At 66.2% G+C, this 18,446-nt stretch carries 18 protein-coding genes; 11 read left to right on the top strand and 7 right to left on the bottom strand.

All coding sequences use genetic code 11. From position 1 onward, the window contains the following. The first annotated feature begins 65 nt into the window (after window positions 1-65). Window positions 66-473 carry a DUF3301 domain-containing protein gene (locus tag GV001_RS01770; protein ID WP_160077527.1) on the top strand — a complete coding sequence of 136 codons (408 nt, stop codon included), beginning with the start codon at window positions 66-68 and terminating at the stop codon, window positions 471-473. A 119-nt stretch (window positions 474-592) separates the two neighbouring features. On the opposite strand, the gene GV001_RS01765 is transcribed toward GV001_RS01770, so the two are convergent. Beyond that, the gene (locus tag GV001_RS01765) at window positions 593-1,474 is read right to left on the bottom strand and encodes an alpha/beta fold hydrolase (protein WP_160077525.1); all 882 of its coding nucleotides are present in this window, start codon (window positions 1,472-1,474) and stop codon (window positions 593-595) included. Window positions 1,475-1,801: 327 nt separating this feature from the next. Then, the gene (locus GV001_RS01760; RefSeq protein ID WP_160077523.1) at window positions 1,802-2,770 is read right to left on the bottom strand and encodes a GTP-binding protein; all 969 of its coding nucleotides are present in this window, start codon (window positions 2,768-2,770) and stop codon (window positions 1,802-1,804) included. A gap of 73 nt (window positions 2,771-2,843) precedes the next feature. On the opposite strand from GV001_RS01760, the gene GV001_RS01755 reads away from it, so the two are divergent. Beyond that, window positions 2,844-3,197 (top strand): NADH:ubiquinone oxidoreductase, encoded by a 354-nt coding sequence (locus GV001_RS01755; protein ID WP_160077521.1) that lies wholly within the window; start codon window positions 2,844-2,846, stop codon window positions 3,195-3,197. 7 nt (window positions 3,198-3,204) lie between these two features. Here GV001_RS01755 and zigA read toward each other — a convergent pair whose 3' ends face one another. Next, entirely contained in the window at window positions 3,205-4,410 is a 1,206-nt protein-coding gene (gene zigA, locus GV001_RS01750) for a zinc metallochaperone GTPase ZigA (RefSeq protein WP_160077519.1), read from the bottom strand. A 171-nt stretch (window positions 4,411-4,581) separates the two neighbouring features. On the opposite strand from zigA, the gene folE2 reads away from it, so the two are divergent. Further along, on the top strand, window positions 4,582-5,475 hold the full coding sequence (gene folE2, locus GV001_RS01745; RefSeq protein ID WP_160077517.1) for a GTP cyclohydrolase FolE2: 894 nt from the start codon (window positions 4,582-4,584) through the stop codon (window positions 5,473-5,475). A gap of 63 nt (window positions 5,476-5,538) precedes the next feature. Continuing rightward, the gene (locus GV001_RS01740; RefSeq protein WP_160077515.1) at window positions 5,539-5,772 is read left to right on the top strand and encodes a hypothetical protein; all 234 of its coding nucleotides are present in this window, start codon (window positions 5,539-5,541) and stop codon (window positions 5,770-5,772) included. A gap of 23 nt (window positions 5,773-5,795) precedes the next feature. Here the strand turns inward: GV001_RS01740 and GV001_RS01735 are convergent, their stop codons facing one another. The 4 genes from GV001_RS01735 to cfaB all read right to left on the bottom strand — a co-directional run bounded on the left by GV001_RS01735 (window position 5,796) and on the right by cfaB (window position 11,571). Beyond that, a complete protein-coding gene (locus GV001_RS01735; RefSeq protein ID WP_160077513.1) occupies window positions 5,796-7,685 on the bottom strand; it encodes a DUF2207 domain-containing protein in 1,890 nt (629 codons plus the stop codon). 78 nt (window positions 7,686-7,763) lie between these two features. After that, on the bottom strand, window positions 7,764-9,713 hold the full coding sequence (locus GV001_RS01730) for a DUF2207 domain-containing protein (RefSeq protein WP_160077511.1): 1,950 nt from the start codon (window positions 9,711-9,713) through the stop codon (window positions 7,764-7,766). A gap of 1 nt (window position 9,714) precedes the next feature. Continuing rightward, window positions 9,715-10,281, bottom strand: coding sequence for a LemA family protein (locus tag GV001_RS01725; protein ID WP_160077509.1), 567 nt, complete (start codon window positions 10,279-10,281; stop codon window positions 9,715-9,717). Between the two features lie 105 nt (window positions 10,282-10,386). Further along, window positions 10,387-11,571: a C17 cyclopropane fatty acid synthase CfaB gene (gene cfaB, locus GV001_RS01720; RefSeq protein ID WP_160077507.1), complete on the bottom strand. Its 1,185-nt coding sequence runs from the start codon at window positions 11,569-11,571 to the stop codon at window positions 10,387-10,389. 548 nt (window positions 11,572-12,119) lie between these two features. Here cfaB and tssA point away from each other — a divergent pair. The 7 genes from tssA to GV001_RS01685 are packed head-to-tail and all read left to right on the top strand — an operon-like array spanning window position 12,120 to window position 18,137. Next, window positions 12,120-13,682 (top strand): type VI secretion system protein TssA, encoded by a 1,563-nt coding sequence (gene tssA, locus GV001_RS01715; RefSeq protein ID WP_160077505.1) that lies wholly within the window; start codon window positions 12,120-12,122, stop codon window positions 13,680-13,682. 44 nt (window positions 13,683-13,726) lie between these two features. Continuing rightward, window positions 13,727-14,224: a type VI secretion system contractile sheath small subunit gene (gene tssB / locus GV001_RS01710; protein WP_160077503.1), complete on the top strand. Its 498-nt coding sequence runs from the start codon at window positions 13,727-13,729 to the stop codon at window positions 14,222-14,224. A gap of 23 nt (window positions 14,225-14,247) precedes the next feature. Continuing rightward, window positions 14,248-15,723, top strand: a complete 1,476-nt coding sequence (tssC, locus tag GV001_RS01705; protein WP_160077501.1) for a type VI secretion system contractile sheath large subunit — start codon at window positions 14,248-14,250, stop codon at window positions 15,721-15,723. A gap of 5 nt (window positions 15,724-15,728) precedes the next feature. Further along, window positions 15,729-16,133 (top strand): type VI secretion system baseplate subunit TssE, encoded by a 405-nt coding sequence (gene tssE, locus GV001_RS01700; protein WP_160077499.1) that lies wholly within the window; start codon window positions 15,729-15,731, stop codon window positions 16,131-16,133. Window positions 16,134-16,157: 24 nt separating this feature from the next. After that, the gene (locus GV001_RS01695; protein ID WP_160077497.1) at window positions 16,158-16,685 is read left to right on the top strand and encodes a PAAR domain-containing protein; all 528 of its coding nucleotides are present in this window, start codon (window positions 16,158-16,160) and stop codon (window positions 16,683-16,685) included. Further along, a complete protein-coding gene (locus tag GV001_RS01690) occupies window positions 16,682-17,539 on the top strand; it encodes a glycine zipper family protein (protein ID WP_160077495.1) in 858 nt (285 codons plus the stop codon). Before GV001_RS01695 ends, GV001_RS01690 begins: the two co-directional genes overlap by 4 nt. A 31-nt stretch (window positions 17,540-17,570) precedes the next feature. Beyond that, on the top strand, window positions 17,571-18,137 hold the full coding sequence (locus tag GV001_RS01685) for a hypothetical protein (RefSeq protein WP_160077493.1): 567 nt from the start codon (window positions 17,571-17,573) through the stop codon (window positions 18,135-18,137). Window positions 18,138-18,446 lie beyond the last annotated feature (309 nt).

The raw sequence follows: 18,446 nt of genomic DNA, 5'->3' as shown, positions 1-18,446 counted from the left end.
CAAGGGCGGGGGCTGAGTTCTGCGGGCCGCTCGGTTAAGCTGCCGGGGTTGCCCGTGGAGTTGTCATGCTGAGCCTGGCCGATCTGACCCTGCTGCTGTTGTGCGCCGCCGTCGCCGCCTGGCTCTGGCGTGGCCACGGCATTCGCGAGCGCGCCCTGGAACTGGTCAAGCGTCACTGCGCCAAGCTGGATATCGAACTGCTCGATGGCAACGTCGCCCTGCGCGGCCTGGCCCTGCAGCGCGACACCCGCGGCAACCGACGCCTGGCCCGGCTCTATGACTTCGAATTCACCGTCACCGGCGAGCAGCGCCTGAGCGGCAGCATCAGCATGTTCGGCCAGCAGCTCGGGCGCATCGAGCTGGACGCCTACCCGATCAGCACCCCGCAGGAGGAGCCGGTGGCCACCCAGCACGAGGCCAAGGTAATCCAGCTGCAGGACTGGAAGCGCCGCCACGACCGGATGGACCACTAAGCGTCTAGTGTCCTGTCCCGCTGATACGTGAGCAAAGCCGCCGGCGCTCGATGCAGGCGAAGAAGATTCGCTCCAACTCGGCCAGCGCCAGCCAGACCGCCTCGCGCGCGGCGCTCGGCTCAGCCGCGCGGCAGGAGGAAGTCACAGACCCGTTCGGCACTCTGCGCCGGCTGCTCCTGCATGAAGCAGTGCCCGCCCTCGACCTGCCGCTCGATCACTGCCGGGTTGCTCGCCGCCAGGCGCCGCGCCGACTTGCCGACGAAGGGGTAGCTCTTGCCGCCGTGCAGCAGCAGGGTCGGCGTCTGCACCTTGGCCAGCGCCGGCCACAGGCGCTTGGGGAAGGAACTGAAGATATCCACCTCGCGGCTGGGCCGGCATTTCAGCTCGACGCCGCCCTCGGCCGCGTCCTTCAGCGCGTGGTCGACATAGGCCTGCAGCGCCGCGTCGGTCCAGCCGCGGAAGATGCCGCGGCCCTGCAGCAGGGCGAAGGCCGTGGCGCGATCCGGCCAGTGCCTGCGGCGCGCCGCCGACTTCTTCGCCATGGTGTTGCGCCGGTGCAGGCCGAGCAGTTCGGAGAGGCTCATGACGCCGATCATCGGCGGGCTGAACAGCACCGGATCGAGCAGCACCGCGCGCTGGAACAGCTGCGGGTGGTGCGCCAGGATCAGGCTGGTGAGGACCCCGCCGAAGCTGTGGCCGAGGGCGAAGCACGGCACCGCGCCGAAGATCCCGCGGCCGGCCTCGAAGGCCTCCACGGCCAGCTCGGCGCTGCGGTTCCAGCCATGGAAGCGGCCGCCGTGCTCGGTTTCGCCGTGGCCCTGGACATCGCACAGCCACAGGTCGAACCGCTCGGCCAGCAGCGCCAGCATGGGCTCGTAGGTACGCCCGCAGAACCCGTTGCCGTGCAGGAAATGCAGCAAGGGCTTGCCGGACGGCGGCGTGTGCCAGCCGGTCAGGGTGAAGCCGGCGGAACTCGGGTGGGACCAGGAGAGCAAATGCATGGGGAACGCCGCAGAGGAAATCTGCGGCTAGTGTAACCAGCGCACCGGCAGGCGTCAGGCGGGCAAAGCCGCCGAATGTTCGGCGATAAAGCCATCCAATAGCCAGCTCCACGCGCGCCTGCTCTGGCTGGAGACCAGCCTGCACAGCGAGTCTGGCGCAGCCCTCCTAGTGGCCTGTGTGGCTAATCCGTGCATTCAAGCTCGAGTGCCAGGGTTTGCCAGACTAGGCGCCGCGACAAGTCGTAGCAGGGCTACGGCGAGGAGTGGCAACGACGTATGGCGAAGTCTGGCGCCGAAATTGGATATTTGAATTAACCAAACAGGCCACTAGTCACCCAGCAGGCAGGCCTGCAGGCCGCGCTGCAGTTCGGCCGCGTTCTGCGCTTCGGCGAAGATCAGCTCCAGTCGCGAATCCTTGCGCCACTCGCTGCTCTGCCAGTGCGGTGCCTGGCCGCCCAGGGCATTGGCCGACAGCCAGCCGGTATTGGTCTGCAGCACCAGCTTGGCCCGGCGCCAGGCCAGGCCGGCCAACCACTGCTGGACCCGCAGCAGTTCGAAGCGCTGGCTGGGGTGCCAGCGCCAGCCGATGCTCCAGCCCTCGGCCTGCTGCCGGGTCTGGCAGATCGGCGTGCGCGCATCGGTCCACAGCGCCAGCGGAGGCGGGGCACCTAGGGGCGGCTCGGCTGCCGCGCCCGCTGGCCCGGCGCGGCTCGCCTGCCCCGGCAGGTCGGCGAAGGCCAGGCGTCCCTGGCTGGTCCAGCGCAGCGGCAGCGCCGGCAGGCGCGCCGCCAGTTTGGCGCGGGCGGCCTGGTCCAGCTGCTCGGCCTTGTTCAGCAGCAGCAGGCCCATGGCACCCAGGGCATCGGCCTGCACCGCCGGCAGCGCCTCGCCGGCGGCCAGGGCGGCGGCATCCAGCACCATCACCGGCGGCTGCACGGCCAGCACGCCAGACCAGGGTGCCTCGCCCAGTTGCTGCAGCAGCTGCAGGGGATGGCCCAGCCCGGATGGCTCGATCAGCAGGCGGTCGGGCTGCGCCTTGCGCAACAGCCGCCCGAGGCCGACCTGGAACGGCGCGCCGTTGACGCAGCACAGGCAGCCGCCGGCCACCTCGGCCAGGCTGATGCCGTCGGCGTCGGTCGCCAGCAGCGCGGCATCCAGACCGATCTGGCCGAACTCGTTGATCAGCACCGCCCAGCGCTCGTGCGCCGGCTTGTCCGCCAGCAGGTGGCGGATCAGGCTGGTCTTGCCGGCGCCCAGCGGGCCGGCGATCACATGACAGGGGATATTCGTCAGCATGGCCCTATGGTGCGGTTTTGCCGGCTGGCGGAAAAGGCTAAAGTCGGCACTTTGCCTTTCAAGGATAAGCGGGATGCGTTCGATTGCCGTCGTACTGTTGCTCGGGTTGGCCGGCCAGGCCTGGGGCGAGGCCTGCGTGGTGCACAGCCAGGGCAGCCAGGTGGATGTGAAAGTCTGCCAGCAGAACCGCAGCATCCCGGCCAACCTGTTCCGCAACGGCTTCTGCGCCCCGCAACTGCAGGGGCAGAAGGTCGAGGTCAGCTTCGTCGCGCAATGCCCGGCCGGCGCGTTCGGCGAATGCCGCAATGCCCGGGTCAGCGGCACGCCCTACCAGCAGGACATCCACTACTACGGCGTCGCCAGCGACGCGCGCTACCTCAAGCCGGCCTGCGAACAGCAGAGCAAGGGCGTGTGGATGGCCCGCTAGGCCGGCATCAGGCCGCCTCCTCGATCCAGGCGCCGAACGGATCGGGCAAGCGCACCCAGGCCTCGGGGCCGGCGGCCATCTCGGCGTCGCTCAGCAGGCAGTCGTCCAGCTCGCGGCGCAGACGCGCGAAGTCGATGTGCTGGCCGATGAACACCAGTTCCTGACGGCAGTCGCCGACGGCGGCATCCCACTTGGCCATGACGCTGCGCCGACCATCCTCGTCCTGCGGCCACTGCGCCTCGGGCACGAAGCGCCACCAGCGCCCGGCATGGCCATGGCGCATCAGGCCGCCGGCCTGGGACCAGCTGCCGGCCTCCTGCGGTTTGCTGGCCAGCCAGAAGTAGCCCTTGGAGCGCAGCAGGCGGCCGTTGCTCCACTCGCCGCCGAGGAAGGCGAAGAAGCGCTCGGGGTGGAACGGCCGGCGCGCCTGGTAGGCGGTGGAGGCGATGCCATATTCCTCGGTCTCCGGCACGTGCTCGCCGCGCAGCTCCTTGAGCCAGCCGGGCGCCCGGGCGGCACGCTCGAAGTCGAAGCGGCCGGTGTCGAGGATCTGCTTGAGCGGCACCTGCCCCATCACCATCGGCAGGATCTGCGCCTCGGTATTCAGGCCGCGCAGGATGGCCGTCAGCTCCTCGCGCTCGGCGCCGGAGATCAGGTCGGTCTTGCTGATCAGGATGACGTCGGCGAACTCCACCTGCTCGATCAGCAGGTCGGTGATCGCGCGCTGGTCCTCCTCGCCCAGGGTTTCGCCACGGCTGGCCAGGCTCTCGGCGGCGTGGAAATCGCGCAGGAAGTTCACCCCGTCGACCACCGTCACCAGCGTATCCAGCCGCGCCAGATCGGCCAGGCTCTGGCCCTGCTCGTCGCGGAAGGTGAAGGTCTCGGCCACCGGCAGCGGTTCGCTGATGCCGGTGGATTCGATCAGCAGGTAGTCGAAGCGGCCGTCGCGGGCCAGCCGCGCCACTTCCTCCAGCAGGTCCTCGCGCAGGGTGCAGCAGATGCAGCCGTTGCTCATCTCCACCAGCTTCTCGTCGGCGCGGTTGAGGCTGACGTCGCGCTGCACCTCGCTGCCGTCGATGTTGATCTCGCTCATGTCGTTGACGATCAGCGCCACGCGCAGGCCCGCGCGGTTTTTCAGCACATGGTTGAGCAGGGTGCTCTTGCCGGCGCCGAGAAAGCCGGACAGCACGGTAACGGGGAGACGCTTATCCATCGGGTTTACCTCATCGATCACGGAGCGGTTTGTCGCGCTGCTGCTGGTGCTCCCTGGCCTCGCGCACAAGGTCGCGTTCACTTTCGCTCGGCGCGGCTCAGCCAGGTCAGGCTTTTGAATTTTCTTGTTATAACATAACATTAAATTCCAGCCACCACCGACGGATCGCCGATGAACACCCTCACCCTGCCGGATGTCGCCCTGCACGGCGCTACCTCGCAACAGACACTGGACTGGGTCGGCATGCGGCGGATCGCCCTGCCCTTGCGCCTGGCCGGCCAGGCGCTGGCGGGGCGAGCCAGCGCCGCCGTGAGCCTGGACGAGCCCGACGCACGGGGCATCCATATGTCGCGCCTGTACCTGGCGCTGGAGCAACTGGACGGCTGCGAGCTGGATAGCGCGGTCCTGCGCCAGGTGCTCGAGCGTTTCCTCGCCAGCCACCTGGGCCTGGCGCAGCAGGCGTACCTGGAGCTGGCTGGCGAGTTGCTGCTCAAGCGCCCGGCCCTGGTCAGCCCGCTGGCCGGCTGGAAAGGTTACCCCTTCGCGCTGCGCAGCCGCCTGGACGCCCAGGGAGGGTTTCACGTGGAACTGCAGTTGGAGATCGGCTATTCCTCGACCTGCCCGTGCTCGGCGGCCCTCGCCCGGCAACTGATACAGCGGCAATTCAGCAGCGATTTTGCAGGAAAGAGTCTCGATCATGCGGACATCATCGAATGGCTGGGCAGCGCCCAGGGCATTCTCGCGACCCCGCACAGCCAGCGCAGCAGCGCCACCCTGCAGGTGCGTCTGTCCCCCCATGCGACCGAGCTGCCGCTGCTGGCGCTGATCGAGGGCGCCGAACAGGCACTGGGCACCGCCCTGCAAACCGCGGTCAAGCGCGCCGACGAACAGGCCTTCGCCCTGGCCAACGGGCAGAACCCGATGTTCTGCGAAGACGCCGCCCGCCGCCTGCATGCCGCGCTGCGCAAACAACCCGGCATCAGCGCCTTCCACTTGCAGGTGGTGCATGCGGAAAGCCTGCATGCCCATGACGCCGTGGCGCGCAGCAGCTGGCACTGGTGCTGACGCTGACGGCGCGCGGCGGGCCTGCTACCGTGCAGCACCCCGACGCGCCACAGGAACCCCACCATGAACAGCCTGGCCCTGCTGATCCTCGCCCTGATGCTGCTGGCCGTGCTCGGCTGGGCGTTCTGGAGCTGGCGCAGCGCGGCGCAACTGCAGCAGCTGGCTCAGCGCGCGCAGCAACAGCGCGAGCTGATCGACGCGATGAACGAGGTGCTGGACAACCCCGTGCTCAGCGAAGACGAGCGACTGGCACACAGCCTGCGCCTGGCGGAGAAGCTGAAAGCCACCAGGCGCTGAGTGCGCTCGGCGCGCCCGCCGCCTTACCAGCCACCGCCGCCGCCACCACCGCCACCGCCGCCCGAGGAGCCGCCACCGGAAGACGGGCTACTGGACGAGGACGACGAGGAACCACCCAAGCGCGGACTGGGCGGCGGCGTCGAGGCGCTGGCCAGGGTTTGCGTCAGGCCCCGGGTGGCGCCGAAAGGGTCCCGGCCACTGAACCAGTCCGGCCGGTACTCGCGCAGCTCGGGCTCGATCGCGCCACTCTGCAGGGCATGGCTGAAGCGCGCGGTCCACTGCGCCTCGACGCCCAGCGCCATGGCATAGGGCAGGTGCTGCTCGTACAGGGCGATGCTCATCGCCGGCGCGGTGCCGACCCGGGCCAGGCTGTCGCCCTCGGCCAGACGCAGGTACTCGCGGTAGCCCTCCAGCTCATCCAGCAACTGCCGCGTCTGCCGGGTCGGGGCGCGCAGCAGGAAGCGGAACAGAATGACCTGCAGCCACAGCGCCAGCACCAGGCCCATCACCACATCGCCGACCCGGCTGGCGACGATGACCAGCAGGATCAGGGCGACCGACACACTGATGACCCCGGTAATGATGCCGTTGTCGCTACCGCTGTCGAAGGCGTAAACGGCGATGCCGCCGGCCACCGCACAGCCCAGCAGCAGCCCGAGCATTTCCCGGGTGTCACTGCCCTGCCCCGGGAGCAGCAGCAACAGGCTGCAGCCGCTGGCGATGAACAGGCCGAGCCGCCAGATATCGCTGTTCGTATCGAACCAGCGACTGGCGTACAGCTTGAGCTGCGTCGCAAAGGTCTGCAGGGCTTGCGCCAGACGCGGCTCGTAGCGCCGGCGCAGCAGCAGCGGCTGGGCATCGTCGCTAAACAGCTGATCCAGCAGTTGCTTCTCCTCGGCGCGGGCCTGCTCCCTGGCAACATCGCCCGGCAGCAGGCGCAAACCGCCGGACTCCGGGTCGTCCGCCAGACGCAGCAGGCGGCGGATGGCCATATCGGTCAGGCTGATGCCCAGCTCGCGGCTGGCCGTCTTGCCGGCGGCAAATCCGCGATGCCACATGAAGCAGGCAGCCGCCGGGCTGAGCCCTTCCGGCGCCGAGAAGCGCGCAATGATCAGGCCCTTGGCCGGATCACGCCCCAGCCGGTGCCACTGGTAGCCGTAGAAGGCCAACAGCCCCAGCACGCACAGACCACCGAAGAGGATGGCAAGGTTGTCCTGCAGCAAGCGCCACAGAGCGGCCAACGCTGCGGGCCGCTCGACCAGCCCGGCCGGCCAGGCGATCGCCAGGGTGAAGCCCTCGCCTGGATGCAAGGTACGCGTGGTGGCCAGCAGCACGCGATTATCCTGGCGACCGAGCTCGCGGTAATCGGTGCCGCGACTGCCCCGCACGCCGGTGTAGCCGCTCAATGCGCCGATCGCCGCTCCCGCGGGCAGCAGCACCTCGGCGCTGGCCGCCAGGATCGGCAGGCTCCAGGCATTGCCGGTGACGTTCCAGTACAGCTCATCCTCGGTGTCGCGATGGGCCAGCTGGGCATCCAGGCGATAGCGCAGTTCATAGCGATAACGACCGGGGTCGAGCAGCCGGTCGGCCGAGCCCAGGTAGAAACGCACGCCATGCCCCGACGACTCTTCGCGCACGGGCTCCGGCCGGCCGTCGCGGGTCACGCCGAGCAGGGTGATCGGCGTCTTGCGCTGCAGGCCATGTTCCAGGCCGTAACGGGTCGGAATCTCGCGAAAGATACCGCGCCGAATCTCCCGGCCTTCGGCCTGCACGGTGATGCGCTCGGTAACCAGCAGGTTGCCGTCGGGCTCGACCTGCAGGGTCACGTCAAAGGATTCGATCAGTTCCTGCGCACCGGCCAGCCCCGGCAGCAGGCACACCAACAACAACAGGGATTTCAGCCATCCAGGCATGGGCAACGCTCTCCATAGCAAAAGCAAAATCGGCGCCCGGCCGGGTGCCGCGGGGTCCATCGATGGGTTACTGGCGGGCTACCAGCCGCCACCGCCTCCGCCTCCGCCACCGCCGCCCGAGGAGCCGCCACCGGACGAGCCGCCGGAAGAGCTGCCGGACGATGACGGGCTGGGCGGCGGCGTCGAGGCGCTGGAAGTGGCGCTGCTCAGACCGCCGACCAGGGCCCCGGTCAGGGCGCTGGGGGTGGCGAAGCTGCTGCGGCTGCGGTACCAGTCCGGGCGGTACTCGCGCAGCTGCGGGTCGATCAGCCCGGCATCCAGGGCCGCGGTGAAGCGCGCGGTCCAGGCCGCCTCGACCTGCAGGGCCATGGCGTAGGGCAGGTGCTGCTCGTACAGGGCGATGCTCATCGCCGGCGCCGTGCCGGCACGCGCCAAGGTCTCGCTTTCGGCCAGGTGCAGGTAGTCGCGATAGCCCTCGAGCGCGTCCAGCAGGCGGCGCCCTTCCAGGGTCGGCGCCTCCAGCCAGCCACGGAACAGGATCACCAGCAGCCAGAACAGCGCCAGCATCACCATCACCAGCGGCGCCACGTTGCTCAGCAGCACGCCCAGGCCGATCAGCCCGGGGATGACGAACACCGCCCCGGCGATGGTCAGGCCGACGCCGCCGCTGTCCGCCCCGCCGTCGCGCAATGACTGGATGCCGAAGATCAGCAGGAAGCTGCCGGCCAGGCCGAAGCCCAGGGTAAACGCCAGGCCGAAGATGACCAGGCCGACCTGCTCCTCGCCATTGGCGCTGGCAAACACGCTGACCAGGCTGCCGAGCAGCGCCCAGACCAGGCCCAGCCACCAGTAACCGCGGTTGAGGCTGAACCACTGCTTGCCGCGCTCCTTCAGCGCCGCGCCATGGGCCTCCAGCGCCGCGGCCAGGCGCGGCACGTAGCTGCTGCCTACGCGCAGCGACTTGGACACCTTGCCATTGGGAAACAGCGCCTCGAGCAGGGCCCGCTCATGGCTCTGCAAGTCATCCGCCGTTGCCTCGCCGGGGCTGAGGACGAAGGCCGCGCCGCGCGGGCTGTCGGCCAGGTTCAGCTGCTTGCGGATCGCCAGGTCGGTGAAGCTCACGCTCAGCGCCTCGGCCGGGCTGTAGCCATTGCGCAAGCCGCGCTTCCACAGGTAGCCGACGGCGGCCGGGGCCAGGCCCTCGGGGGCGGAAAACAGCGGGATGATCACGCCCTTGCGCGGGTCGCGGCCGAGATCGTGCCAGCTCCACAGGTAGAAGGCGAACAGGCCGAGCAGCATCAGCAGGCCGACGAACACGCCGGGGTTGTCCTCGATCAGCCGGGCGATCTGTTGCAGGTGCGTGGGGCGCGCCACCAGGCCGGCCTGCCAGTCCACGGCAATGGTGAAGCCTTCGCCGGGTTGCAGGATGCGCGTGGTCAGCAGCATCAACTGCCGGCCCTCGCGGCTGGCCACGCGGTAATCCGCGCCGTTGTCGCCGACCCCGCCGGTATAGCCGGCGACATCGCCGATGCGCGCCCCCGCAGGCAACTGCACCAGGGCGCTGGCGACCTTGATCGGGAAGCTCCAGTCATTGCCGGTGACGTTCCAGTACAGCTCGTCCTCGCCGTCGCGCTGCAGCAGCTGGGCATCGATCAGGTAATGCAGCTGGTAGGTGTAGCGCCCGGGCTCCAGCTCATGCTCGGCCGAGCCCAGGTAATAGCGGATTCCGGCCCCCAGCGCCTCGCTGTGGAACGGCTCGCTCGCGCCGTCGCGGGTGACCTCCTGCATCTGCACCGGGGTACGCCGCTCGAGGCCATTGCCCAGGCTGTAGCGGGTCGGGATGTCGCGGTAGATGCCGCGGCGGATCTGCTCGCCCTCGGCCTGCACGGTGATCCGTTCGAGTACCTCCAGCATGCCGTCGGCACGCACCTCGAGGCTCACCGCGTAGTTCTCGATGACTTCCTCCGCCCAGCCCGCCGCGGGCAGCAGGCAGCACAGCAACAGCAGGGACTTCAGCCATCCTGGCATCTCAGAACTCCATCTTCGGCGACAGCCCCTCGCGGGCATCGTCCAGGGTGAAATAGGCGGCACAGGTGAAACCGCAGCTGCGCGCCACCAGGTTGCTCGGCACCGATTCGACCAGCACATTGAGTTCGCGCACCGCCCCGTTGTAGTAACGGCGGGCCATCTGGATCTGCTCTTCGAGCTCGCTGAGGTTGCGCTGCAGGTCGAGGAAGGCGCCATCGGCCTTCAGCTCGGGGTAGTTCTCGACCAGCGCGAAGGTGCGCAGCAGGGCGGCCGTGAGCTGGGTTTCGACCGCCGCGCGATCCGCGGCGCCATCGCGCTCATGGGCCTGGGCCTCGCCGCGACGGCTGGTCAGTTCCTCCAGGGTGTCGCGCTCGTGCGCCATGTACGCCTTGAGGCAGCTGACCAGGCTGGGGATCAGGCTGGAGCGGCGCTTGAGCTGCACGTCGATGCCGCTCCAGGCCTCGGCCACCCGCGCCCGGTTGAACACCAGGCGGTTGTAGCAGTAGATGATCGCGACCAGCAGCAGCGCCGGCACGGCCACTGCGCCCCATAACCCGAGTCCTTGCATGTCCTGCTCCCGCGCCGCTCCAAAGTGCCGCAGTCTACCTGCCGCGACGGCAATCCGCCGTCGACTGCGCCACAGGCCCTCGGCGCCCGGCACAGGAACCCCGGTTCAGCGGTAGAGATCGGCGCGGCTCCAGGGCAGCTCGTGGCTGCCGTCGGCATGCGGGCGGCTCGCCAGCACCTGGTGCAGGTTGACCCAGCCCCGGCGGAAACCATGGGCGCAGCCGGCCAGGTACAGGCGCCAGATGCGCAGGGCCTTCTCCGGTACCAGGGCGGCCGCCTGCGCCAGGTGCGCCTCCAGGTTGTCGCTCCACAGCTGCAGGGTGCGCGCGTAGTGCAGGCGCAGGCTTTCCACGTCGACCACTTCCAGCCCGGCCGCACTGAGGTCGGCACTCAGCCGCGCCAGGTGCGGCAGCTCGCCGTAGGGGAACACGTAACGCCCGATGAAGTCGCCGGCACCGCGGCCGACCTGGCGGCCATCGACATGCCGCGCGGTAATCCCGTGATTCAGCACCAGGCCGCCGGGACGCACCGCGCCGAACAGCTGGCGGCAATACAGCGGCAGGTTGGCGTGGCCGACATGCTCGAACATGCCGACGCTGACCACCTTGTCGAAGCGGCCGTCCTGCGCCAGGTCGCGGTAATCGAGCAGCTCCAGATGCACCTGCCGCTGCAGGCCGGCCTGCGTCACCCGCCGCCGTGCCAGCTGCAGTTGCGCGCGGCTGAGGGTGATGCCGTGCACCTCGACGCCATATTCGCGGGCGGCAAACAGGGCCAGACCGCCCCAGCCGCAGCCGACATCCAGCAGGCGCTCGCCCGGCTGCAGGCGCAGCTTGCGGCACAGGTGCTGCAGCTTGGCAGTCTGCGCCGTTTCCAGGTCTTCCGTGCCGCTGGGGAAATAGGCGCAGGAATAGATCATCCGGCTGTCCAGCCAGAGGGCGTAGAAGTCGTTGGACAGGTCGTAGTGGTAGCTGATGGCCGCGGCATCGACGGCCTTGTCATGGGCGAGGAAATCCACCGCACCGGGGTTGTCGTCGCCAAGCAGGGCTTCACTGAGCCGGTCCGTCAGCTGCACCACCTGCATGATCGGCCCATCCAGCTCCAGCCGGCCCTCGACATAGGCGCTGCCCAACGTATCCAGGCTCGGCCGCTTGAGCTCGAGCAGCAGGCTCGGATCCTTGACGATCAGGGTCACCTGCGGTCTGGCGCCGAGATCCAGCTGCTCGCCGTTCCACAGGCGCAGGCGCAACGGCAGCTGCAGATCGCGCAGCTGGGTGGCTAGTACGGCAAGCATGCTCGGCCTCCTCGCGCTTCGATCCTACAAACGATAGACCAGCGCAATGGCCATTTGCCGCCCTGACCGGCATGCCGCCAGGGGCTTCGCCGACCAACGGTAGCGCACGCGCACGCGTCATGCGCCCGAGCGCCGACACAGGCAATACGCCAATGGGCAAAAGTTGTCCGCGGTCACACTAAGTTGCCCGTTCGCACCGACAACTGTGATGCACGCCCGGTTAACCGGTAAGTATTTACTTACAACGCCAGCGGCATATTTCCAATTGTTATTAATTATTTAAGACAACTTGTCCACCGCGTCAGTATTTCCCGACCAGCACTTTCGCCCGTCGTTCCCGGCAATCATCTTGGTTGCAATGCAAGTCACACTTTCTGCGCTTGCCCACCCCCACCCTCAGGTCTAGGATGCCCACCCCATAGGGATTGTGCGCAACTTGTTGCACACGAATATGCGCAACAAGTTGCGCACATGAGACAACAAACACACTTATCAAGTGCGCTCGATGGGTGTTTGCAAGTTGCTCTGGTTAATTGAAAGGTCACGGAATGACTGCCGCCAACCCGCTCGCCGATCATTATCTGCACCTGGCCAACTCTCCAATTAAAGAAGGGGATTTTGCCGGTGCGGATATTCGTTATTCGCCAGAATACGAAGTGCTGGAAAGCGAGCTGGAAAAGGCCGCGGCCATGCATCAGACCGATGCCATCGACTGGCAGAAAGTCCGTGAGCAGAGCGAGGCCCTGCTACGCCAGCAGTCCAAGGATCTGCGGGTCGCCAGCTGGCTGACCTGGAGCCTATACCAGCGCGAACACCTCAGCGGCCTGCAGGCCGGCCTGGGCCTGCTGCTGCAGCTGTGCAGCCAGCACTGGCACGAGCTGCACCCACGCAAGGAGCGCACCCGCGCCGCCGCCTTCGCCTGGCTGACCCCGCGCCTGGAAAAGGCCCTCGGCGAAGACATTCCGGTGGCCAGCCAGCTGCCGCTGTTCCGCTCGCTCGCCGAGCTGCTGCGCAAGCTGGAAGGCTGCCTCTCCGCTCACCTGGGCGAAGACGCCCCGCTGCTGCTGCCACTTTGCCGACGCATCGACGAGCAGATCAACCGCGCCAGCCAGGGCCAGACCGAGCCGGGCGTGGTCGGCGCGGCCCTGGCCCAGGTCAAGCAGGCCGCCAGCCAGGTATTCAGCGCCAGCACGCCGATCGACAACGAACGCGATGCGCACAAGTCCCTGCGCGCCCTGCAGGACGGCGCGCGGCCGCTGTGCGCCTGGTGGCTGAAGCAGAAGGCCAGCGACATCCGCGCCCTGCGCCTGGCGCGCACCCTGCTGTGGCTGCCGATCGATGGCCTGCCGCAGGCCAATGCCGAACAGATCACCACCCTGCGCGGCCTGCCGGCGGACAAGCTGGCCGGCTTCGCCGAGCGCTTCGCCGCCGGCCAGTACGCCGACCTGCTGGTGGAAGTGGAAGCCAGCATCGCCCGCGCGCCCTTCTGGCTGGATGGCCAGCGCCTGGCCTGGGAATGCCTGCAGGAGCTGAACGCCGAAGCCGCCATGGTCGAAGTGGAGATGCAGCTGGCGCTGTTCCTCCAGCGCGTGCCTGGCCTGGAAGAGCTGTGCTTCCACGATGGACTGCCGTTCGCCGACGCCGAGACCCGCGCCTGGATCGGTGCCCAGGTGCTGCCGCATCTGCAGGCGCCCAGTGCCGAGCCAAGCGTTCAGGTCGGCGCCGGCGGCGAGCTGCCGGCCTGGGAAGTCGCCCTGCAGGCAGTGCTGCCGCGCCTGCGCAAGGACGGCCTGAAGCCCGCCGTGCAGCAGCTCAAGCTGGGCATGGCCCAGGCCCAGGGCGGCCGCGCGCGGTTCTTCTGGCAGCTCGCCCTGGCGCGCCTGTGCAGCGCGGCGAAGAAGCACGAACTGGCCAAGACCCAACTCGAATCCCTCGACCAGACGCTGCAGGCCTCCGGCCTCGGCGAGTGGGAACCCGATCTTGCCCTGGAAGTGCTGCGCCTGCTGCACAACTGCTACGAGCTGCTGCCGCAGAGCCAGACGATCCGCGAACGCAAGGAAGAAATCCACCGCAGGCTGTGCCACCTCGACCTCGAAGTGGTGCTGGATTGAGGCCGCAAGGCCCGTACATACCGAAAACGTAAAGGAGAACAGCCATGGCCAAAGAAGGCTCGGTAGCCCCCAAGGAACGCATCAACGTCACCTTCAAGCCCGCCACCGGCGGTGCCCAGGAAGAGATCGAACTGCCGCTCAAGCTGATGGTCCTCGGTGATTTCACCCAGCGCGCCGACGAGCGCAAGATCGAGGACCGCAAGCCGATCAGCATCGACAAGAACAACTTCGACGAAGTGCTGGGCAAGCAGGAACTCAACCTGACCTTCGCCGTGCCCAACCGCCTGCAGGATGAGCAGGACAGCGAGGAGCTGCCGGTGCAGCTGCGCATCAACTCGATGAAGGACTTCAACCCCGCCGCCGTGGTCGAGCAGGTTCCCGAGCTGAAGAAGCTGATGGAACTGCGCGACGCCCTAGTCGCCCTGAAAGGCCCGCTGGGCAACGCCCCGGCCTTCCGCAAGGCGATCGAAAGCGTGCTCGCCGACGACGACTCGCGTGACCGCGTGCTGAGCGAACTGGGCCTGACCCAGCAAGACGCCTGAACCCTCGACAAGGAAGCCCGAGCATGAGCACCAGTGCAGTAGTGGACACCACCCGGAATGTCGCCGAAGCCGGCATTCTCGACCGCATCATCGCGGAAACCCGCCTGACCCCGGACGACGAGGCCTATGACATCGCCAAGCGTGGCGTGTCGGCCTTCATCGAAGAGCTGCTGAAGCCACACAACCAGAACGAGCCGGTGAAGAAGGCCATGGTCGACCGCATGATCGCGGAGATCGACGCCAAGCTCAGCCGGCAGATGGACGAGATCCTCCACCACGCCGACTTCCAGGCCCTGGAATCGTCCTGGCGCGGCCTCAAGCTGCTGGTCGATCGCACCAACTTCCGCGAGAACACCAAGCTGGAGATCCTCAACGCCTCCAAGCAGGACCTGCTGGACGACTTCGAGGACAGCCCGGAAATCACCCAGTCCGGCCTGTACAAACACATCTACACCGCCGAGTACGGCCAGTTCGGCGGCCAGCCGGTCGGCGCCATCGTCGCCAACTACTTCTTCGACCCCAGCTCGCCGGACATCAAGTGCATGCAGCACGTCGCCTCGGTGGCCTGCATGGCCCACGCGCCGTTCATCGCCGCCGCCGGCCCGAAATTCTTCGGCCTGGAGAGCTTCACCGGCCTGCCCAACCTGAAGGATCTCAAGGATCACTTCGAGGGCCCGCAGTTCGCCAAGTGGCAGAGCTTCCGCGAGCGCGAAGACGCGCGCTACGTCGGCCTGACCCTGCCGCGCTTCCTCCTGCGCAACCCCTACGATCCGGAAGAGAACCCGGTGAAGAGCTTCGTCTACAAAGAGAACGTGTCCGGCGACCACGAGCACTACCTGTGGGGCAACACCGCCTACACCTTCGCCTCCAAGCTGACCGACAGCTTCGCCAAGTTCCGCTGGTGCCCGAACATCATCGGCCCGCAGAGCGGCGGCGCGGTGGAAGACCTGCCGCTGCACCACTTCGAGAGCATGGGCGAGATCGAGACCAAGATCCCCACCGAGGTACTGGTTTCCGACCGCCGCGAGTACGAGCTCGCCGAGGAAGGCTTTATCGCCCTGACCATGCGCAAGGGCAGCGACAACGCCGCGTTCTTCTCCGCCAACTCGACGCAGAAGCCGAAATTCTTCGGCATCAGCGAGGAAGGCAAGACCGCCGAGCTGAACTACAAGCTCGGCACCCAGCTGCCCTACCTGTTCATCGTCAACCGCCTGGCGCACTACCTGAAGGTGTTGCAGCGCGAGCAGATCGGCGCCTGGAAGGAGCGCACCGACCTCGAGCTGGAACTGAACAAGTGGATCCGCCAGTTCGTCGCCGACCAGGAGAACCCCAGCTCGGAAGTCCGCAGCCGCCGTCCGCTGCGCGCCGCGCAGGTGATCGTCAGCGACGTGGACGGTGAGCCGGGCTGGTACCGCGTCAGCCTCAACGTGCGCCCGCACTTCAAGTACATGGGTGCCGATTTCACCCTGTCCTTGGTCGGCAAGCTGGACAAGGAGTAACGGCCATGAGTTACGGCAGCCTGTTCGAGCGCCTGGGTGGCGAAGCCGGCAAACGCGCCGGCTGGAGCCATGAGGTGTCCGCCATGGCCTCGGTGGCTGCCCACCTGGCGAAGATGCTCAGCACCCGGGCGGGCAGCGTGCAGACGCTGCCCGACTACGGGTTGCCCGATCTCAACGATATGCGCCTGTCGCTGCATGACGCCTTGCAACAGGCGCGTATCGCCATCGAACGCTTCATCGAAGCGTACGAACCGCGCTTGACCCAGGTGCGCGTGGTGTCACTGCCACGCGACCACGATCCGCTGAGCCTGGCCTTCGCCATCGAAGGCCAGCTGGAGATCGACGGCGTCAGACGCCCCGTGAGTTTTGCCGCGCAGCTGGATGGCAGCGGGCAAGTGAAGGTCAGGTAAGGGCCTGTTCAAAGGAGAGCATGGATGTCCGGTAAACCCGCCGCCCGCTTGGGCGACCCCACCGCCTGCCCGGTTCCCGGCCATGGCAGCAACCCCATCGCCGCCGGCTCGCCCAACGTGCTGTTCGACGGCCTGCCTGCCGCCCGCCAGGGTGACGCCTCCGCCTGCGGCGGCGCGCTGGTCGGCAATGTGATCCCGACGGTGCTGATCAACGGCAAACCGGCGACCACCATCGGCACCCTGGGCAACCACGGCAATGTGGTGGTGGCGGGGTCGGGGACAGTGTTGATTGGGGCTAGTGGGGGCGGGGCGGCATTCACGGCGCCCCAACCGGTGACCTTTGCCGGCGTATTCGACGAGCAGTTTCGTGTGCTCAGCGATGAAGGCCAGCCTCTGGCCAACGTTCCTTACTTCATCCGCGATGCCGCAGGAAAGACCTACCAAGGTTTTACCGATGCCGCCGGAAGAACACCTCGTATCGCTACCCCGAATCAGCAGAACCTGCAGGTCTCGGTAGGCGTGCATGCCCTGGAACAGTGGGGACAGGTATGACCCAGTACCAGTGCACAGCCGAAACCAACCAACAGCCGGGATCTACACGTGATCTGCCAGGCTACTTGATGCCAGCGCGCGCATTCTTCTTCGTGATTGTGGAGGAGCCCGGCAAAGACGGATTTTTGGTACGCAAAATCTACGCCTCTGACAAAAGCCCCTACATGAAACAGATGAACCTGACACCACTTCAGGAGCTTTCAGAGTTGAATCCCGAGAGGTACGGGATGCAGCCCAAGGGGCCGAACGCACCTTACACAGTTGCGGAGCATGTCATGGGCGAAGGGAAGAATATTTCCCAATACATATCGACCAGTTCGATCTTCCCGCAAGGCTCGCCACGCTTTGATGGGCGCAGCATCTTCATTGATATACACAAGGCCCAGCAGGCTGGAGCCCGCCTGGTATCGACCGAGGAAATCCTGCGCGATCTAGCCGCATACAAAGCCCAGCATCCGCACCTTGCAAAACGAATCGACAAAATTTCCTCCTATGTCCGGGACATCGACAAGGAAGTTCTGGTTCACGGCAAGAAGGTGCCCGCTAGCGCGATCTTCACCCCGGAGTCCCTGAAAACAACAAAGGGCATCGTAAAAGGCGCCCGTGTTGTTCAAGTGCTGGGTATTGCCTTTACCGCCTACGACCTGACAACGGCAACACAGGAGTCCATCCGGCAGGCCGGCGGATGGGGGGCGGCTTGGGCTGGCTTCAAGGTTGGTGGTGCAGCCGGTGCCGCATTGGGTTTTGAAACCGGCCCTGGGGCAATCGTTACTGGGCTGATTGGCGGCATCGTGGTCGGTGCCGCCGGCTACTTTGGTGCAGATTGGGTTGCCGACCATATCTATGAAAACTAACGAAGCCGGCCAACGGTAAGGCGAGATGCGAATGAACTTGATCAAATTCTTAATGGCGAAGCTTCGAAAGGAGCATCCCAATACGAACTTCGCACCAGTCCCTGATAATCCAGACATCGCCAAGGGCAATGAACGCTTCAATCCATATCCTGCCAAGACCTTTCTAGGCGGGCAGCACCTGTATGCCTACTACTTGATTGTCATGCTCAAGCACGACGACGCCCCAAAACTGCAGGAGCTCATAGCGACCCGATTTGGCAATCAAGAACTGAAAAACGGGACAACCCTGTGCAATGAAAATCAGGAATCCCTCGCAGTCGCCTACCACGATGAATTCGGCGGAATAGTTGTTGAGGTAACTACTAATTCAATTCCTCTGATTCGAGAACTCGACTCACACTTTCCGGCCCCACCACCACCTTGGATCGCTTTTCCGAAAATGGAGCCTATAGAGGCACAGATGGATAAGCAGGGCAGTCTTGAATACTGGTGGAACCATATCTGGCTGCCATTCTGGTCGACCCGCACGCCGATAGAGAAGGAGCGATACCTTCTGGAAAATGGCGCTACTGCGGAATGGAGCGAGGTGCTCTCTTGAGTTCTCTAGATCCATCAAGTTTCGACGTAAACACTCATGACAAAGCAAATCAGCATCCCACTAAGCGAATTTTCACTATTCGTTTTCGTGCTCAGCTCTCCCATATTTTTTCTGGCCCTGCTTCTTTCAGTTTTCGCTCTCAAGAAGCACAACAGGTCATGGATGTTTTATGGGGTCTGGATTGTGCTTGGGCTAGTGGCAAATCCGCTAATAACCATAGTTCTCTGGCTTGGAGCCGGACACTTGGCAGAGCGACTGCCCACAGGAGGAATGGCGGCTTTTATCCCGGCACTGATAGCCGCTCTACTC

The sequence above is a fragment of the Pseudomonas sp. 8AS genome (assembly GCF_902506505.1).
In the GTDB taxonomy this organism is placed as follows: Bacteria; Pseudomonadota; Gammaproteobacteria; order Pseudomonadales; family Pseudomonadaceae; genus Aquipseudomonas.
This window is presented reverse-complemented; position numbering and strand designations above follow the sequence as displayed.

Bases quoted from the DNA above. Each gene is read 5' to 3' on its own strand.
- folE2 (WP_160077517.1), top strand. From the start codon at position 4,582: ATGAACACCCTCACCCTGCCGGATGTCGCCCTGCACGGCGCTACCTCG.
- tssA (WP_160077505.1), top strand. From the start codon at position 12,120: ATGACTGCCGCCAACCCGCTCGCCGATCATTATCTGCACCTGGCCAAC.
- tssB (WP_160077503.1), top strand. From the start codon at position 13,727: ATGGCCAAAGAAGGCTCGGTAGCCCCCAAGGAACGCATCAACGTCACC.
- tssE (WP_160077499.1), top strand. From the start codon at position 15,729: ATGAGTTACGGCAGCCTGTTCGAGCGCCTGGGTGGCGAAGCCGGCAAA.
- GV001_RS01695 (WP_160077497.1), top strand. From the start codon at position 16,158: ATGTCCGGTAAACCCGCCGCCCGCTTGGGCGACCCCACCGCCTGCCCG.
- GV001_RS01725 (WP_160077509.1), bottom strand. From the start codon at position 10,281: ATGCAAGGACTCGGGTTATGGGGCGCAGTGGCCGTGCCGGCGCTGCTG.
- zigA (WP_160077519.1), bottom strand. From the start codon at position 4,410: ATGGATAAGCGTCTCCCCGTTACCGTGCTGTCCGGCTTTCTCGGCGCC.
- tssC (WP_160077501.1), top strand. From the start codon at position 14,248: ATGAGCACCAGTGCAGTAGTGGACACCACCCGGAATGTCGCCGAAGCC.
- GV001_RS01735 (WP_160077513.1), bottom strand. From the start codon at position 7,685: ATGCCTGGATGGCTGAAATCCCTGTTGTTGTTGGTGTGCCTGCTGCCG.
- GV001_RS01755 (WP_160077521.1), top strand. From the start codon at position 2,844: ATGCGTTCGATTGCCGTCGTACTGTTGCTCGGGTTGGCCGGCCAGGCC.
- GV001_RS01765 (WP_160077525.1), bottom strand. From the start codon at position 1,474: ATGCATTTGCTCTCCTGGTCCCACCCGAGTTCCGCCGGCTTCACCCTG.
- cfaB (WP_160077507.1), bottom strand. From the start codon at position 11,571: ATGCTTGCCGTACTAGCCACCCAGCTGCGCGATCTGCAGCTGCCGTTG.
- GV001_RS01770 (WP_160077527.1), top strand. From the start codon at position 66: ATGCTGAGCCTGGCCGATCTGACCCTGCTGCTGTTGTGCGCCGCCGTC.
- GV001_RS01690 (WP_160077495.1), top strand. From the start codon at position 16,682: ATGACCCAGTACCAGTGCACAGCCGAAACCAACCAACAGCCGGGATCT.
- GV001_RS01730 (WP_160077511.1), bottom strand. From the start codon at position 9,713: ATGCCAGGATGGCTGAAGTCCCTGCTGTTGCTGTGCTGCCTGCTGCCC.
- GV001_RS01760 (WP_160077523.1), bottom strand. From the start codon at position 2,770: ATGCTGACGAATATCCCCTGTCATGTGATCGCCGGCCCGCTGGGCGCC.
- GV001_RS01685 (WP_160077493.1), top strand. From the start codon at position 17,571: ATGAACTTGATCAAATTCTTAATGGCGAAGCTTCGAAAGGAGCATCCC.
- GV001_RS01740 (WP_160077515.1), top strand. From the start codon at position 5,539: ATGAACAGCCTGGCCCTGCTGATCCTCGCCCTGATGCTGCTGGCCGTG.